This is a genomic window from Pseudoalteromonas sp. SMS1 (genome assembly GCF_021530565.1).
Taxonomy (GTDB): domain Bacteria; phylum Pseudomonadota; class Gammaproteobacteria; order Enterobacterales; family Alteromonadaceae; genus Pseudoalteromonas.
Genome location: NZ_JAKGBI010000007.1, coordinates 154,253 through 171,626 on the forward strand (window position 1 = coordinate 154,253; position 17,374 = coordinate 171,626).

The following is a 17,374-nucleotide window of genomic DNA, read 5'->3' on the forward strand; positions in this document are numbered from 1 at the left end:
GGCTGACACACTACTTGGCAACAACATAAGTTTTAATTTTAAGCTTGCTGGTGCAGAACGAGATGAAATCAAAACCAGTTACTCGGCAAGCCACCTGTAACCCAATATCATTTGTATGATTGACCAAGTAATACATAGGGACACAATTGAATTTGCTTTTCGAAGCGACATCTAACCTGTCACACCTCCGACTAGGAAGCAAAAAATGGATATCGACAATAAAGATTTTACTCAGACCATGACCGCTTGGTGGCAGTATAATCAAGATCTCTACAGTATTTTTTCTGCTAACTTATTTAAAAACAGCCCTGTACAAAAAGCACTAAATGAACAAAGTGCCGAAGATTTTGGTCAATGGGCACAAGAAATCACCAAACAACCCGAGCTATTTGCTCAGCAGCAGCTGAACTGGTGGCAAGCACAACTAAAGATCGTCCAACAAACTTGGGAACAAAGCATCAACGCCTCTTCGGAAGAAGTCGTTTCAACAGAACGCGGTGATAAACGCTTTCTGGATAGCGAGTGGCAAGATAACCCGTGGTTTAGTTATATAAAACAAAGTTATTTGCTGTTCGGCCAATCACTTTTAGACTCAATTCGCCAAACACCAGGGTTAGATGAGAGGTTAAAAGAGCGTTTAGAGTTTTTCGCCAGACAAGTTATCAACTCGATCTCTCCTAGTAACTTTATTACCACTAACCCCGAATTACTTAAATTAACCATTGAGTCAGAGGGACAAAATCTTATCAATGGTTTAGAGCTATTTAAAAAGGACTTGGCAAAAAGCTCAGACATGCTGAGGATCAGCATGACTAACGAAAATGCCTATGAACTCGGGAAGGATCTGGCAACCACTCCTGGCAGGGTTGTATTTCAAAATCACCTGTTTGAGTTGATCCAATACAAAGCAACCACTAAAGATGTCTATAAGACGCCACTTTTATTCGTGCCGCCGTATGTTAACAAATACTATATTTTAGATCTCAAAGAAGACAATTCGTATGTCAAGTGGGCTGTAGACAGTGGCCACACTGTGTTCATGATTTCATGGAAGAATCCTGATCCGAGTATGTCTGAGATAGGGTTCGACGATTATGTTGTGGATGGTGTGATTGCGGCATTGGATGAAATTGAAAAGTTAACGGGTGAGGCTTACGTCAATGCGATTGGTTATTGTATTGCAGGTACCCTTGTTGCGACAGCCATGGCGTACTTTACTTCAAAACGAATGAAGCAAAAGATCAAGAGTGCCACGCTGTTAACGACCTTACTGGATTTTTCTCAGCCCGGTGAACTAGGCGTTTTTGTCAATGAAGGTACCATATCTGCACTTGAAGCCTATAACACGCAAAACGGTGTGATGCATGGCCATTTACTTGGTGTCTCCTTCAGTATGCTGAGAGAAAATAGCCTGTACTGGAACTATTACGTCAATAACTACCTGAAAGGTCAGCCCCCCATGGACTTAGACCTACTCTACTGGAATGGTGACAGTACAAACTTAACCGCCAAATGTCATAATTTCATGCTGCGAGATTTATATCTAGAAAATCGCTTGATTGAAACCAAAGAGGTGGACATTCGAGGCACAAAAATAGATTTAGCAAAAGTTAAACAACCTATTTATGCGCTCTCCACTCGGGATGACCATATTGCACTTTGGCAAGCGACCTTTAAAGGCTTCCAGTTTACAAGCTCAAAAACAACCTTTGTATTGGGTGAGTCTGGACACATAGCAGGGGTGATAAATCCGCCTAAAGCGGATAAATATGGCTTTTGGAGTGGCCCAACACCGGAAGGTGACGCCAATGCGTGGCTTGAAAAAGCACAGCATAGTAAAGGCTCTTGGTGGCCTCATTGGGGTAAATGGATAACTCAATTCACGGATGAAAAGGTACCCGCGAGAGCGATCAAAACCAAAGCTAATCCAGGGATTTATGATGCCCCAGGAGAGTATGTAAAAGCTAGACTTTGAGTCGTATCACGCTTTAATGAGTATAAAGATGAATGAGCGACTTAAGTTGCTCATTGCTTATTTGGGGAAAGCTCTGGGTGCGCCGATAACGCTGGTAAAGGGGGTTAAAGACTTTGTGACCCGATAAGTTGTCTAACGCAGTCACAAACTCTTGTGCACTGGTTACGTGCCCTTCGCGCTCTTTGCCTCGACAACAGCGTTGATAGTGGGATATTAATTCGGAAATTGTATATTTCGCATTCACCTTTCGCAGAGTATGCTCTGCTTCAATAAAAAACCCTACGCCACTCCAATAAACTCTTTGATAAGCTCTTAAGCGCCACATATCTGATGATATGGTATCTAATCGCCCCGGATAAGTACGCATTGATTTTTGACCTCGCGCCAACCCATCTCGCATTCGCCTGATAAATTCATCTTGGCTGTAAATGCCATTTTGTAGCATCACAATATTCTGAAAGTAAGTTGCGAATCCCTCAGCTAACCAAAAGTCTGGGTACGCAAAAAGTGGGTGATAGAGGTGAGATAATTCATGGTACAGTGTCCAGTCTGCGCTCAAAGTTTCAGGTTGCGAAAATTTATTTACTCTCAGCTCGATACTGTCTAGTTTTCCCCTAATGACTTCACCCCAAGGGACTGCCTCTTGAGCCGTTGTTGTCACGTTAATTTGAATGGGAATGTGTTCTTGAGCAACAGGACCTAATGTTTTGACAACCGCATTATGGCCCGTATTGAGCCAACCCTCTATCGATGTTTTATATTTATCACTCGTAGGGGAGCCCCTAAACTCCGCAATCACAACGTTTCCTGTAGAAGGCACGTGGTGAAGCAATAAGCACAAACAAAACAGCTTACTTAAGTAATGAAATCTAACTCCTTGTCTACCCATCCGTACTCTCAACCAGTGCATCGCACGATAATAGACCATACAAAGCGTATATCTCTTTCACACAATATATACGCTTTGTAATTTACTTAAAATGCCATTTGCAAGCCATCATAAGATGCTTCAGTTTGTGAGCCTTTTTTGATCGTAAAGTGTTTCCCGCCAAAACGAACCCTACCACGCTTTCGCTCTATGATTTTCTCAGCCAAACTCTTGTCATTCACCAAATCAACAAACTGCTTGCGAGCGCGATGAATTTGAATGTTAATATGACTTTCACTGATCCCGAGATCTTTGGATAGTTGCGATACAGACACCCACCCACGCTCCAACTCATCTTCCACAGCGGCTTCATCTCGAGCCTTATAACGAGCGAGTAACGCAGTCAAATAATGATGTGTCCGTACGTCGAAATCCAATGATGCACCATTGTGGTTCACTTTCAACTCCGTGATCTCTTCATCCAAACTGATATCAAATAAAAACTCCAAGCTAGACTGGTGAGCACTTTCAATGGGCATAGTTGCTTCTTGTGAAGCAGCTTCAACCTGAAATAAGTACCATAGTTCATTTGCAACAGAGAGATTATCACTGTCTGTTAACGCAACAATATTGCCAGATTCTAAATGTTCGTAGCACCAACACATTCTTTCATTGTCATAAAATACCACGATTTCAGGGTCGCTCTCTGACGGTAGGAAATGATACTTTTCGAGCGGGATCACGTCATCGGGCTGTTCATGATTAGTCGGGATTAACAGATCCTTGGGTGGTGATATTGAATCAACAATAAAGGTTTGTGGGTGCATTTCTGAAAATGTGATTTCATCATCTACTTTAAGTGCTATCGCTTGGTTGTATGCAATGCGCTGTCCGTTCATCCAAACGCCATTTTTACTGAGATCTCGCAACTCCCAATGCTCACCGTTATGTTCAATAACCGCATGGATGCGGGATATTTCTACTCCACTAACTTGCGTATCTACAGAATAAGTGAGCCGACCAAAACGATGAAACGCTTTGAGATAAATAACGTCTGTACTGTCCTTTACTCGGAGCTTTGCCATAAATCACCTTGCTTAAATTTTTCTAAAAGGCAGGGCACGACACAAACACCTTTTAGATTATTCTCTTGAGACATTCTAGCTCCAAATTCAGCGCAAATAAATTACGTCTTATTACAGTGTAGAAAGATTGTTCAACCTTTTGATATCATGCCGAAATGCTCACCTATCTGGCAATCTACTTAATAATTGCCTAAAGTTATCAATGACTCCCATCAATTGATATTCGTTATGCAAGCATTGTCGCGTATTTTCTGGACTCTGATTTTAATCACATTGTTTGCTTGCCAGACTTCGTATGCATTGCAGGGGCAATTCGCAATTAAACCTAGGGTCACTATTTTGGTGGATGACAGTTACCCCCCCTATTCCTATGTCAGCAATGGCTATCTGTATGGAATCTACGTAGAGCAAGTCAAGCTAGCAGCTCGGCAATTATCGGACCATTATCAAATTACATTAGAAGCCATACCTTGGAAGAGAGGTGTCGCCGCAATGGAAAGTGGTGAAGCCTTTGCGTTAATGCCTCCTTATATACACAAAGATAAACGGCCTTATATTTGGCCCTACTCTATCTCATTGGGTGAAGAAGCCGTTGTCGCTTTTTGTAATCAAGGTATAACGCTCAATGGGATCCTCAAGCGCCAACCGCAATTAGGGCCTATAAACATCGGTATTAACGCAGGGTTTTTAATTTTAGATGATGAGCTTTCAAAGGCTCGAGAAAAGGGGTTGATAAAAATTTGGGAGAATAAAGATACTGAATCAAACATTAAAAAACTATCGAAAAACCGCCTTGATTGCTATCTCAATGATAGGCTATCAACCGTCATGGGCATAGAAGCGTTAAAGTCTGAGTTACACACACTCGATATTAAACAATTTAAAGAAGATAAGATCGTACTTACTCGTACCGCACACATTGGCTATACCAAAGAAAATGGGGAGAGATTTCCCTACAAATTAGACTTCATAGAAAAAATGAATAAAGCATTACGTGATGTCCAGGCAAGTAGTAAACAATGAGTTTATTTCCTCTGTTGACGCCCTCAATCTAAGTAAATAGTATTACTATTACTCATATCCAACTATGAGTAATGATCCGTACGCGTGCTGTCGCCTTCTAATAGTTGGCAATGCCATATAGATTGTCGGATCATTTCACATTTTAACAAGAGCAAGGACATGTTGCTCAATAGATTAAAAGGAAACAAGATGAAATTGTTACTCAAGAAAAGTAAGCTTAAGGCGCTTAGTAATACCCACATACTCAAGACGATGCAGACCCCACAAGTCGCTGGTGGTTTTGATTTAACGGTCGGAGACAATTGTCGCTCAAGAAAATGCCGAATCTCAGAAGAAGTGTGCCCAATCTCAGAGATCGGAGACTGTCACACTCAAGATATCAACTGCCTCGCCACTCGGTTAACATGCAAATGTTAGTGTCCTCTTTCTAGGCGGACATAGGGAGTATTTACTCCCTTTTAAATTACCGCATCCAAACCTTTATTTCTGCAAGTCCATTTGACTGTAATAACTGTAATTGAGACTCCACATTTTGGCTATGCTCAAACTCAAATGCATCTAACTCATCATCAAACATCACAGTCGCAGCACCATCTCCACCACTGCGTTTCACTTGATGTAGTGCAATGTCTGCTAAGTTAACTGACGCTTCCCAACCGATAACATGCCCACCAAGCATTTGCAGAGGATAGAAAGACCACCCAACTGACACCGTCATGTTAGTCGACCTTCCATTTGGTAACGTGAAGTCGAATTCACCAATTGCTTTACATAGGTCCTTAACGTATTCCTCTACATCACTACATTGAAAGTCTCGTAACAGCAGCAGAAACTCATCACCGCTCCACCTAGCCACATAATCCGAACCTTGGGTTCGGGTATTGAGTAATGTCGCAAGTTGCTGCAAGCAGCTATCGCCGCCAATTGGACCATTGGCATCATTCACTTTGCTAAATTTATCAATGTTTAAGATCATCAACACCAAGCTTTTACCTTGCTCACGCAATGATTGAGCATTTCTTTGGTAGTGCTCAATGTCCTTAGGCAACTGATCAAACAAAAAGCGTCGACTCTTAAGCCCAGTCAGTTCATCAGAATGACTCACCAATTTGAGTTGTGTATTTACTTTATTTAGCTTTTCATTGGCTTTTCTGAGTTCGGTCGTCCGTTCTGTTACCAACGCTTCCAACGCGGCTTGTTTACGCCTTTCCTGCGCTCTGAAAACCCAAAAAACCAGATAAAACAAGAAAATAAAACCACATGTTATAATTAACCTGAAAAATACTGTCTCATCAAAGCGACGTGGCAAAACAAGTTTCACAGCTTTGAGGTGCGCCTCTTGCCAATCCTCCCCTCTACGCTTCACTTCCAACTTAAATGTAAACTCACCTGGAGGCAAATTGGTATAAATCGCTTCACGTCTTGCAAGAGCATCTCGCCACTGTTCATCGTGCCCTTCCAGCTTATATCGAAACTCGATGCTTTGCGGCGCATAAAAATCAATGGCTGTATAACGAATGGTTAAATCACGCTCGTTTGTATCTAAAGTTAAACTCTCAACAATTTTATTTGGTGTGAGCTCTCTGCTGGGTGTTGTGATCCCTTCGAACCTAGGTTCCAATTCACTATCACTGAACAATTTAACACTTTTCGGAATACGTACCACACCTTGCAAGCTTGGGTAGAGCAGCACATCGTCAACTTCAACAACCGAATCATGCCCCAAGCCGGTACAACATTGACTGGGCATACCATCGAGTTGCCGATCAAATGGGTTGATCACTTGCTCGACTTTTAAGTTTTCAATTTCACTGGTAAATTGCTCGATCGACATACGGTACACGCCCTTCATTGAGCTTACCCAAATAAAGTTTTGTTTTTTGTCGTAGTGTAACGACAAGATCGGTCCATATGGTAAGCCATGGGAGGCATCAAGTTGGAACCAGTCACCGGTGGCTGTTCTGTAATAGAGGCCATCATAAAATGTGCCGACCAATGTGGTGTAGGTATCGACGTGCAAGATGCTTGTCACATAAGCGGATTCGAGTGAGGTTTGCCCCCCAATTTTTTCTATACCGCGTTCATTGTACTTATATGCCCCCTTGTCAGTGCCAATAAAACCGAATCGGGGAAAGTCCACAACATAGGTCACAAACTGGCTACCTAAAAAAGCGTTGTAGGTAAAGGGCGTTAAACCATTGTAGTCAAGTCGATACAGACCTCTGCCCGTACCAATCCAAAGCCCACCTTGGTTTGAGGGACTGATTGTAAATACTTGAGTCTGACGAAACTCTCGATTAGGAATGGCTAATAAGCGGCCATTATCGTAGATAACCACACCCCGCCCGGTACCTAAGTAAAGGCGATTATCCAAAAACTCCATGTCATGAATTTCTACACCTTTGAGTTGAGCCGGTGTAATGATTGGTTGGTAGTTATCATCTTGGTCTAACATGCCAACGCCTTCACGAGTCGCAACCCAAACATTACCTTTTGGGCCCATCGTCATGGCGGATATCGCCTGTTTACCTCTTAGACCAGCTTGAAAGCGCTCAACACGACCCGCATGTGCAAGCCACAGGCCTTCATTTATGCTAGCAAGCCACACATTGTCACTTTTATCTATAAATAAGTCTGTAAACCAAATACCTTGGTCCAATTGTACTAAATCAACAGACTGCCAGTCGCCACCGCTTTCTTTGTATAACAAGCGGCCATATGTTGATACCCACAAACCGCCTTGATCATCACTTAAGAATTTGTAAACTGCGCTATTTCCAATCTCGTCAAACCGCCTCAATACTTCGTCGAAATCTAGAAAAAACGCGCCAAGTTGAGACGCTAAATACAGTTTCCCATCCACCCATGCTAAGTCATGAATGTTGGTTTGGGCCAGTTGTCTAGGGAGAGAAATTTTACTTGAAAGCTCGAGACGCATACCATTGGAACCGACAGATTGCGCTTCGCCTATACGTAACAGATGACGTTCATTTACGAGCCAAATGCCGTCAGGCGCTGGTGCCATTTTCGTCACTGCACCTACTATCTGACTAATATGGGTAAGGGAGAGCTTGCTGTCGTCTAAATTGTTTTTATCCAACATTAGGCGTTTTGCGGAAATATAGTATAGCCCATTTGCTGCTATCCAAATATTGCCGCGGGTGTCTTCGATTATATCCTTTACATCAGCTTGAATTTTAAATTGTTGTGTTTTCATCGTTTGCGGATCGATACGCAGTACGCCGCGGCGAGTGCCGACCCAAAGCATACCAAATCGATCGACGACTAATTTGTTGATCGCATTGCTAACTAAAAAGTTGCTATTTTGCGTGTTGTAATTAACAAATTGGTGTCCATCAAATCGACTCAGGCCAAATTGTGTGCCTAACCAAATATAACCTTGTTGATCTTGCACCACACTTTTAATGCTTTGCGATGGCAGATCATTTTGCATATTCCACTGCTTGACAACATAGTCGTTGATCGCACCATATACATTGGTTACGACCAGCATCATTAACAGTAGGAAAAACTTGCGCATAGACTCCCTCTTACTCAACCTTAATTTAGCCGCCTAGGACACCTGCTTTAAACAAAGCCTGGATACAAATCAATGAAAAAATACCTGCTAAAACGTCGTCAGCCATAATCCCTCTGCCACCGTGCAGTTTTTTATCTAACATTCTGATTGGGCCGGGCTTGGCAATGTCAAAAAAGCGAAAAAGCGCAAATCCGACGAGTAAAGATTGCCAACTAATTACCGCGCCAATCATTGTGATGTAAAAGCCAACGACTTCATCCCATACTATGGCTGGGTGATCATGTACGTCAACATCTCGCGCTGTTTTTCCACATATCCACACACCAAAAACAGTCATGACAAGGGCCAGTGTTACTTGAAACCAAATTGGTAACGTCATCGTCGCGAATATAAAAGGCAACGCTGCAAGCGTACCAACGGTGCCCGGCGCTTTAGGTGCCAAACCTGTACCAAAACCCAATGCAAAAAATTGATGTGGGCGCTTGAGATTGAATTTTAACGGCTTATCCAAACTCGCTCCTAATTAAAATGTTCATATCCGATTTGCTCAGGCAAGATGTACTTTTCGCCATGTTTAAACAATTCTATATTGCCAATATTATTGGTGATCTGGCCTATACATTTCGCCTCAACACCATATTGACTCAATCGCGCTTCAACGGCGCTGCGATTATTGTCGCTTACTGTAAAGAGTAATTGATAGTCATCCCCATAAGAAAGGCTCAGCATATCAATAAGCGCTTGATCACCAATTGCTTTCAAATCATCAGAGATAGGGACACTCGCAACATCAATATCTGCCCCAACACATGAATGGTTTAAAATATGCTGCATGTCTGCAAGCAAACCATCCGACACATCAATGCAAGCTGTTGCTAAACCTCGTAAAACTTGGCCCGCAGCGACATGAGGCTTTGGATAATGCAGTTTTTCTGTAACGCGCTTAATTTGTTCGGGTGACAGTGTGATACCGCGCTTTCTGGATTCAATCGCCAACGCCGCATCACCAACTGGACCGGTTAAATAAATCCAGTCTCCAACATTGGCGCCTGATCGGGTTAATGCCTTATTTTTAGGAATAATACCTTTTGCACAAATGGTAATCGTCAGCGGACCTTGCGTCGTATCTCCACCAATCAATTGCACATTATAATACTCTGCAATTTCATGCATGCCTTCAGCAAACTGCTCCAACCAAGTCATATCGACATCGGGTAAAGTGAGGCCAATCGATACCCAAGTTGGCTCTGCACCCATGGCAGCAAGATCACTTAAGTTAACAGCAAGGACTCGATGTCCTAATGCTCTAGGTGGGATATCAGGAAAAAAATGAACACCCTCAACTAAGGTGTCAGTAGTGACTGCGAGTTGACAGTTTTCTGGGATCTCAACAACAGCACAATCATCACCAATGCCAATGGCAACGTCACGGCGAATAATACCACGACCTTTGAAGTAATGATTAATTAACTCAAATTCCTTCATACATTAAAAAAGCCGGCCAACGCCGGCTCTCCTCATGACTTTAATTATTTGCGGATTTTCTTAACTGCTTTGTCCAACACGCCATTTACAAATTTATGGCTGTCTTCAGCACCAAACATCTTGGCCAGTTCAATCCCTTCATTAATAGCCACTTTATATGGTACATCTTCACGGAACTTAAGCTCATAAGCACTCACGCGCAAAGTTGCCAATTCAACCATGTCCAAGTCATCGAACGGGCGAGATAAATGAGGTGCAATCGCCTCATCTAACTGCTTGTGGTTAACGGCAACACCACGCGCTAGGTCTTTAAAATATTCGACGTCTATTTTAGAAACGTCATTTTCAATTAACATTTGCTGTTCAATATCGGCAATTGGGTTGCCGCTAAGCTGCCATGAATAGACTGCTTGCAATGCAAGTACGCGTGCTTTACGTCTAGCTGCTGGTTTCACAGAGATTCCTCTTAAATTTGCTCAAGTACGTTAACCATCTCAAGTGCACCAAGTGCAGCTTCGCCACCCTTGTTGCCCATTTTAGTTCCCGCACGTTCAATAGCTTGCTCAATACTTTCTGTCGTTAATACGCCAAATGCAACTGGAACATCGTAATCTAATGAAACACTTGCTAATCCCTTATTAGACTCATTGGCAACAAGATCAAAGTGCGGCGTCCCACCACGAATGATGACACCTAGTGCAATGATAGCATCATGCTCTTTTTTCATTGCTAGACGTTTTGCTGCAAGAGGTAACTCAACTGCGCCAGGTACGTAAACCACTGTGATGTCTTCCTCTTTAACACCACCTGTGCGCTTTAGTTCATCCACCGCACCTTCTAACAAGCTACTGCCAATAAAGTCGTTAAAACGAGAAATGACAATGGCAAACTTTTTACCAGGTGCGAATTTGTTACCTTCAATTATTTTCATTAGATGATTCCTAATCAGTATTAGCAATAGCCAAATTGACGCGCATGATAGCACATCTTAAAGAAAAACACCTACTGTCCAAACCAGTCAGTAGGTGTAAAAAAGTGAAAACCGGATTTATTGCGGTTCTACATAATCTACAACTTCTAGGTGGAAACCTGACAAAGCATGATATTTTTTAGGCAAGCTCATTAAGCGCATTTTTTGTATGCCCAGATCCGCCAAGATTTGCGATCCCACACCAACTGTGCGCGAAGTGCCCTGGAATTTGCGATAATTGATTTTCTCACCAGCGTCTTCTGCCTCAAAAGCTTTAACTAGCTGTTCAAGGTCCTCAGATTGTTCACTTTTGCCAAGAATAACCAAAACCCCATCGTTATCGGCGATATATTTCATTGCACCATGAAGTGTCCAACTTCTATCTGCACTGCGATCAGACAGTAAAATGTCATTGAAGGTACTTTGTAAATGAACACGCACCAAAGTCGCTTCTTCTGCTTTTATTTCGCCTTTTTGCAGCACATAGTGTAGCTGGTTATCAATGGTGTCTTTGTACGTCACCAAATCAAAATCGCCAAACTCTGTTGGCAGCTTACATTTAGCAACTCTCTCGATCGTTGTTTCATTTAAATTGCGATATTCGATTAAATCTGCAATGGTGCCAATCTTAATATCGTGCTCTTTTGCGAATACTTCGAGTTCAGGGCGTCGCGCCATTGTGCCATCTGGATTCAAAATTTCTACAATCACAGAAGAGGCTTCTAATCCCGCTAAGCGCGCTAAATCACACCCTGCTTCCGTATGGCCCGCACGAGTGAGTACGCCACCAGGTTGCGCCATAATAGGGAATATGTGGCCAGGCTGAACAATGTCTTCTGGCACCGCACCTTTTGCGACTGCGGCTTGTACAGTTCGCGCTCGGTCTGCCGCTGAGATCCCCGTTGTTACACCTTTTGCAGCCTCAATTGACAAAGTAAAATTCGTGGAAAATTGAGCACCGTTGTTTCTCACCATAAGCGGTAGGTCAAGTTGCTGACATCGCTCTTGCGTCATCGTCAAACAAATTAACCCTCGGCCATAGGTCGCCATAAAGTTAATTGCTTCTGGCGTGATATGCTCAGCCGCGATAATTAAATCACCTTCATTTTCTCGGTCTTCATCATCCATCAAGATAACCATTTTACCGGCTTTAATGTCTTCGATGATTTCTTTTGCGCTGTTTAAGCTCATAATCTTCCCATTATTTACTTTGTTTGTGTGGCAATTATTTTATAAAGCCAGCTTGTGCCAACAAACTGGTTGTGAGAGTCGATTCACTGGCTGGCGCTTGTGTACCCTGAATCAAGCGCTCCAAATATCTTGCAATTTGATCAACTTCTAGATTCACCTTAGTGCCGACTTTAAAATCAGCAATGGTTGTCTCTTGTGCAGTATGGGGCACTATGGTGAGTTTGAATTTGTTTTCTTCTATGGCATTAACTGTCAGGCTGATCCCATCAATCGCCACTGACCCTTTGTAGGGAATGTATTTTAAGAGTTCACTTGGGGCTGATAGCCAGTAATCAGTGGCTCGAGCATTGGCTTGGACAGCAACTATCGTTGCAATACCGTCTACGTGGCCAGAAACCAAATGTCCACCTAAGCGAGAAATCGGCTGGAGTGCTTTTTCAAGATTGACTTTTTGTCCAATGTTGTACTCACCAAAACGTGTCAAAGATAAGGTTTCATTCGACACATCGGCTCTAAAACCATCGGTGAATTTCTCAACGACTGTCAGGCATACACCATTCGTTGCAATGCTGTCTCCAAGCGCGACATCTGCCATATCCAGTGAACTCGATTTAACGCGCACACTTAAATCACCTTGCTTAAGAGTTAATTCAGTGAGCGTGCCTGTTGCTTCAATAATGCCTGTAAACATAGTTTCTCTTATTTCTTAATGGCGCTAATGCGAATATCAGTACCGATTTGTGTACAATCTGTAAACTGAAGCTCGCTGATTTGGCCCATTTCAGTTAAAACGTGACTCTGAAACAAGCCTTTACCACCTTCGCCAATGATTTTAGGTGCTAAATAAACAATATACTCGTCAATTAAGCCTTGCTCATGCATCACGCCACATAACGTGGCACCGGCTTCCAACCACACCAAATTAATATTTCGACTCGCTAAAAATTGCATTACCGCATTTAAATCGAGCTTGCTGTTTGCAGTGGGTAGACAGACTTGTTCTACAAAATGTGGCCAGTTGTGCACTTTATCAAGCTCTGAGCGCAAAATAATAATGTCAGAGTGACATTCGAAAAGTGAGAGCGTCGGCGTTAAACGGTTTTGCGTATCAATTATGACACGAATAGGCTGACGAATATCGTTATTCTCCAGTGTATTGCTATCGGCAGACAACACTTCTTGTCGCACATTCAAGCGCGCATCATCAGTTAACACCGTATCAGCACCTGATAAAATAGCACAACTTTGCGCTCGATACGTTTGTACATCCCGCCTGGCTTGTGGCCCCGTTATCCATTTACTTTTGCCATTCTGCAAAGCGGTTTTGCCATCTAAACTAGCTGCCAATTTTGCAATTACATAAGGAACACCAAATTCCATGCGTTTCAAAAAGCCCTTATTTAAGCTTCTTGCTGCTTGCTCTAATAACCCAGAGGCCACTTCAACACCTGCTTCTTGCAGCATTTTGAGCCCGTTTCCAGCGACTTCAGGGTTGGGATCAACCATCGCACAGATCACTTTACTGATCCCAGCATCAATTAACCCTTTCGCACAAGGAGGTGTGCGGCCATAATGACTACATGGTTCTAGTGTAACGTAAGCCGTTGCGCCACGTGCACATGCGCCAGCTTCTCGCAATGCAAATACTTCAGCATGAGGTCCACCAGCTTGAATGTGAAACCCTTGGCCAACAACCTTGTCGTCTTTGACAATAACACAACCTACATTGGGATTAGGAGTTGTAGTGTTAAACCCACGCTTTGCCAGTGATATGGCCATATTCATATAATCATGATCGGCTTGTGTAAACGTCATCAGTCGCCAAGCCTCGCGATCTCTTCACCAAACTCTTTGATGTCTTCAAAACTGCGATAAACCGATGCAAATCGCACGTATGCCACCTTATCCAGCTTCTTCAAAGCTTCCATGATGCACTCACCAATTAATTGACTATTTACTTCTCGTTCACCCGTTGCGCGGATTTGAGACTTGATTTGGTGTACCACTTCTTCAATTTGTTCTGTACTTACAGGTCGCTTTTCCAATGCCCTATGTAAGCCATTCAATAATTTATCTTCATTAAACGGCTCGCGAGTACCATCTTGCTTTATCACCCTAGGCATGAGTAGCTCCGCGCCTTCAAAAGTCGTAAACCGTTCATGGCATACAATGCATTCACGACGTCGACGCACTTGGTGACCCGATGCCACTAATCGCGAATCAATAACTTTGGTGTCTTTTGCAGTACAAAAAGGACAATGCATAAATTCTCACTGTTTAGTCAATCTCTATATTACGGCTCTTTAGCTATTGGCATTTAATCCACTGAGTTCACTGTAGTTTTAAATGCGCTGAGTGATGTTAGAAAATAAAAAAGGCCGCATATTTGCGGCCTTTATGATATCAAAAATAACGCTAATTGTGACTTAAATTATGCGTAAACCGGTAATTTAGCACAGATTGCTTTTACTTTTTCTTTCACTTCAGTTTGTACTGACTCATCATTGATGTTGTCTAGCACATCACAGATCCAACCCGCTAGCTCACCCGCTTCTGCTTCTTTGAAACCACGACGCGTGATAGCTGGAGAACCAATACGAAGACCAGACGTCACAAAAGGAGAACGCGGGTCATTTGGAACTGAATTTTTATTTACTGTAATGTTCGCACGACCAAGCGCAGCATCAGCATCTTTACCTGTAATGTCTTTGTCGATTAAATCTAGAAGGAATAGGTGGTTGTCTGTCTTACCAGAGACAACTTTGTAACCACGCTCTTGAAGTACAGCAACCATCGCTTGTGCATTTTTAACAACTTGTGTTTGGTATGCCTTAAACTCAGGCTCTAGTGCTTCTTTGAAAGCAACGGCTTTAGCAGCAATAACATGGCAAAGAGGGCCACCTTGACCACCAGGGAATACAGCGCTGTTTAGCTTTTTGTAGATATCTTCATCACCACACGCTGATACAATCAAACCACCACGAGGACCAGCCAGTGTTTTGTGTGTTGTTGTTGTCACAACATGCGCGTGTGGCACTGGGTTAGGATATACGCCTGCAGCAACTAAACCCGCTACATGTGCCATATCAACTAACAAGTATGCACCTACTTTGTCTGCAATCTCACGGAATTTTGCCCAATCAACAATACCTGAATATGCAGAAAAACCGCCGATTATCATTTTTGGTTTGTGTTCAAGTGCAAGTGCTTCAACTTGCGCATAATCAATTTCGCCCGTTTCTTCATTTAGACCGTATTGAATCGCATTGTAAGTTTTGCCTGAGAAATTAACATGCGAACCGTGAGTCAGGTGACCACCGTGCGCCAGGCTCATACCTAAAACCGTATCATGCGGCTGAAGTAGCGCTTGGAAAACCGCTGCGTTTGCTTGAGAACCAGCATGTGGCTGAACATTTGCGTAATCCGCACCAAAAAGTTCACATGCGCGGTCAATGGCTAGCTGCTCAACAACATCTACGTGCTCACACCCACCATAGTAGCGTTTGCCTGGGTAACCTTCAGCATATTTATTAGTAAGCTGTGACCCTTGAGCCTCAAGTACACGTGGGCTACAGTAGTTTTCAGATGCGATTAGCTCGATATGCTCTTCTTGACGAGTCGTTTCTGACTGGATCGCTTGATGTAATTCAGGGTCAAAATCTGCAATATTCATGTTACGTTCTAACATGGTTTCTCCTAGGTGCACGTATGATTAATTTTATCGTCTGCAATTGTACGCAATTTACGTCCAGTTGCCTACGAAATCTGCGTGAGCATATTTAAGCAGGGATTGAATTTATTTCACAGTCTTTAGGGGATGATATTTTTTTATTTAAACATAAATTTTATTTATGAAATACAGCAATTACATTTGAAATTAAAATATGCATGCACACAATCGTGTACTTTGCGTACATGCATTACCCGCAGAGGGTGACGAATAGTTTATCCTAATTTGTCGAAAATATGCTGTTTAAGCACGCTGTAATCCGCTTCTACGGTTTCTGCTAAACAAGGCTTGGCAAGCGCATCAGACAGCACTTTAGGCATCTCAAGCTGTTGTTGTAAAACACTTTCTACTGACTCTTTAAATTTTGCTGGATGCGCAGTGGCGAGAAAAATCCCCGTCTCACTAGCACCACTATTTAATCTAAGCCCTTCATACGCGATTGCGGTATGTGGCTCTGCCACATACCCACTAGCATTAATTTGTTGCATCACTTCTCGCGTTCTCGACTCTGATACCGAACTTGAATAAAAGTAATCTTCATCAAAGACACCTTCTCGAAGCATACTTTCAACTCTTGGCCAATTATTAGGTTTACTCACATCCATCGCATTGGAAAGTGACTCCAAGGTCGCATTTGGCGCCCATTTTCCAGATGACAAATAACGCGGTACCGTGTCATTTTGGTTGGTTGTTGCGCTGAGTTTTTTTACTGGTAACCCAATAGCTGCCGCTATCATAGCGGCGCATACATTGCCAAAATTGCCACTTGGCACAGAAATATGAACGTTGTCGCGTTGTTGCTCAGGCACCTGTGAAAAAGCTTCAAAGTAATAGCACACTTGCGCAAGTAAACGGCTAATATTAATTGAATTAGCCGAATTAAGACCCAATTTACTCTTAACCTCCTCGTCTAAAAAGGCTTGCTTTACAATAGCTTGACAATCATCAAAACTGCCTTCCACTGCGTAACAATGAATATTTTTACCCAGCGTCGTAAATAACTTTTGTTGCGCCAGAGAAATCTTGCCTTTCGGGTAAAGTATGACCACATCTACGTTTTCTTTGTTATAAAACGCATGTGCGACTGCCGCCCCAGTATCACCGCTGGTGGCTGTCAAAATCGTCACTCGCTCCCCTTGACTGAATAGGCTAATACACTCAGACATAAAGCGTCCGCCGAAATCTTTAAATGCCAAGGTCGGCCCATGAAACAGCTCTAAGCAATATTTATTTTCTTCAACTTGAACAAGGGGGGCCGGAAAGTTAAACGCGCGCGCTACCATTTCATTAATAGTATCTTCTGGCAGTTCGTCGCCAATTAAGTGCTGCAGTATTCTGCCACTGCGTTGTGCAAAAGGCAGTGATAATAGCGCATCAATATTGGTTAATTTAGAGAGTGCTTTAGGAAAGAACACCCCCTGGTTGCGACCAAGACCCACTTTAACTGCTTCTGTAAACGAAACCTGTTGTTCTGGGTCCATTAAATTTACTAACTTCATGTTAATT

The 17,374-nt window shown here is 42.8% G+C and carries 16 protein-coding genes; 3 read left to right on the forward strand and 13 right to left on the reverse strand.

What is annotated here, in order from left to right; translation table 11 throughout:
• Positions 1 to 205: 205 nt before the first annotated feature.
• Entirely contained in the window at positions 206 to 1,975 is a 1,770-nt protein-coding gene (gene phaC / locus L1286_RS10710; RefSeq protein WP_235406981.1) for a class I poly(R)-hydroxyalkanoic acid synthase, read from the forward strand.
• Positions 1,976 to 1,988: 13 nt separating this feature from the next.
• Here phaC and L1286_RS10715 read toward each other — a convergent pair whose 3' ends face one another.
• On the reverse strand, positions 1,989 to 2,864 hold the full coding sequence (locus tag L1286_RS10715; RefSeq protein ID WP_235406983.1) for a M61 family metallopeptidase: 876 nt from the start codon (positions 2,862 to 2,864) through the stop codon (positions 1,989 to 1,991).
• An 86-nt stretch (positions 2,865 to 2,950) separates the two neighbouring features.
• A complete protein-coding gene (locus tag L1286_RS10720) occupies positions 2,951 to 3,928 on the reverse strand; it encodes an FHA domain-containing protein (RefSeq protein ID WP_235406984.1) in 978 nt (325 codons plus the stop codon).
• A gap of 228 nt (positions 3,929 to 4,156) precedes the next feature.
• Here L1286_RS10720 and L1286_RS10725 point away from each other — a divergent pair, with 228 nt between their 5' ends.
• Together L1286_RS10725 and L1286_RS10730 are read left to right on the forward strand one after the other, a co-directional pair.
• Positions 4,157 to 4,951, forward strand: coding sequence for a substrate-binding periplasmic protein (locus L1286_RS10725; RefSeq protein ID WP_235406986.1), 795 nt, complete (start codon positions 4,157 to 4,159; stop codon positions 4,949 to 4,951).
• A gap of 189 nt (positions 4,952 to 5,140) precedes the next feature.
• Positions 5,141 to 5,368 (forward strand): hypothetical protein, encoded by a 228-nt coding sequence (locus L1286_RS10730; RefSeq protein ID WP_235406988.1) that lies wholly within the window; start codon positions 5,141 to 5,143, stop codon positions 5,366 to 5,368.
• A 46-nt stretch (positions 5,369 to 5,414) separates the two neighbouring features.
• On the opposite strand, the gene L1286_RS10735 is transcribed toward L1286_RS10730, so the two are convergent.
• The 11 genes from L1286_RS10735 to thrC all read right to left on the reverse strand — a co-directional run bounded on the left by L1286_RS10735 (position 5,415) and on the right by thrC (position 17,367).
• Entirely contained in the window at positions 5,415 to 8,492 is a 3,078-nt protein-coding gene (locus L1286_RS10735; protein ID WP_235406989.1) for a ligand-binding sensor domain-containing diguanylate cyclase, read from the reverse strand.
• A 25-nt stretch (positions 8,493 to 8,517) separates the two neighbouring features.
• Positions 8,518 to 9,003, reverse strand: coding sequence for a phosphatidylglycerophosphatase A family protein (locus tag L1286_RS10740; RefSeq protein WP_235406991.1), 486 nt, complete (start codon positions 9,001 to 9,003; stop codon positions 8,518 to 8,520).
• 8 nt (positions 9,004 to 9,011) lie between these two features.
• Entirely contained in the window at positions 9,012 to 9,977 is a 966-nt protein-coding gene (gene thiL / locus L1286_RS10745; protein WP_235406992.1) for a thiamine-phosphate kinase, read from the reverse strand.
• A 44-nt stretch (positions 9,978 to 10,021) separates the two neighbouring features.
• Positions 10,022 to 10,432 carry a transcription antitermination factor NusB gene (gene nusB / locus L1286_RS10750; RefSeq protein WP_235406994.1) on the reverse strand — a complete coding sequence of 137 codons (411 nt, stop codon included), beginning with the start codon at positions 10,430 to 10,432 and terminating at the stop codon, positions 10,022 to 10,024.
• Positions 10,433 to 10,443: 11 nt separating this feature from the next.
• Complete coding sequence (ribH, locus tag L1286_RS10755) at positions 10,444 to 10,908, reverse strand: 6,7-dimethyl-8-ribityllumazine synthase (protein WP_063355338.1); 465 nt, start codon at positions 10,906 to 10,908, stop codon at positions 10,444 to 10,446.
• A 117-nt stretch (positions 10,909 to 11,025) separates the two neighbouring features.
• Positions 11,026 to 12,138 (reverse strand): bifunctional 3,4-dihydroxy-2-butanone-4-phosphate synthase/GTP cyclohydrolase II, encoded by a 1,113-nt coding sequence (gene ribBA, locus L1286_RS10760; RefSeq protein WP_235406995.1) that lies wholly within the window; start codon positions 12,136 to 12,138, stop codon positions 11,026 to 11,028.
• Between the two features lie 34 nt (positions 12,139 to 12,172).
• The gene (locus L1286_RS10765; protein WP_235406997.1) at positions 12,173 to 12,829 is read right to left on the reverse strand and encodes a riboflavin synthase; all 657 of its coding nucleotides are present in this window, start codon (positions 12,827 to 12,829) and stop codon (positions 12,173 to 12,175) included.
• Positions 12,830 to 12,837: 8 nt separating this feature from the next.
• Positions 12,838 to 13,953, reverse strand: a complete 1,116-nt coding sequence (gene ribD / locus L1286_RS10770; RefSeq protein ID WP_235406998.1) for a bifunctional diaminohydroxyphosphoribosylaminopyrimidine deaminase/5-amino-6-(5-phosphoribosylamino)uracil reductase RibD — start codon at positions 13,951 to 13,953, stop codon at positions 12,838 to 12,840.
• Entirely contained in the window at positions 13,953 to 14,402 is a 450-nt protein-coding gene (gene nrdR, locus L1286_RS10775) for a transcriptional regulator NrdR (RefSeq protein WP_235407000.1), read from the reverse strand. The genes ribD and nrdR overlap by 1 nt, the downstream gene beginning before the upstream one ends.
• A 167-nt stretch (positions 14,403 to 14,569) precedes the next feature.
• Positions 14,570 to 15,826, reverse strand: coding sequence for a serine hydroxymethyltransferase (gene glyA / locus L1286_RS10780; RefSeq protein WP_235407002.1), 1,257 nt, complete (start codon positions 15,824 to 15,826; stop codon positions 14,570 to 14,572).
• Between the two features lie 257 nt (positions 15,827 to 16,083).
• Positions 16,084 to 17,367 carry a threonine synthase gene (gene thrC, locus L1286_RS10785; RefSeq protein WP_235407004.1) on the reverse strand — a complete coding sequence of 428 codons (1,284 nt, stop codon included), beginning with the start codon at positions 17,365 to 17,367 and terminating at the stop codon, positions 16,084 to 16,086.
• Positions 17,368 to 17,374 lie beyond the last annotated feature (7 nt).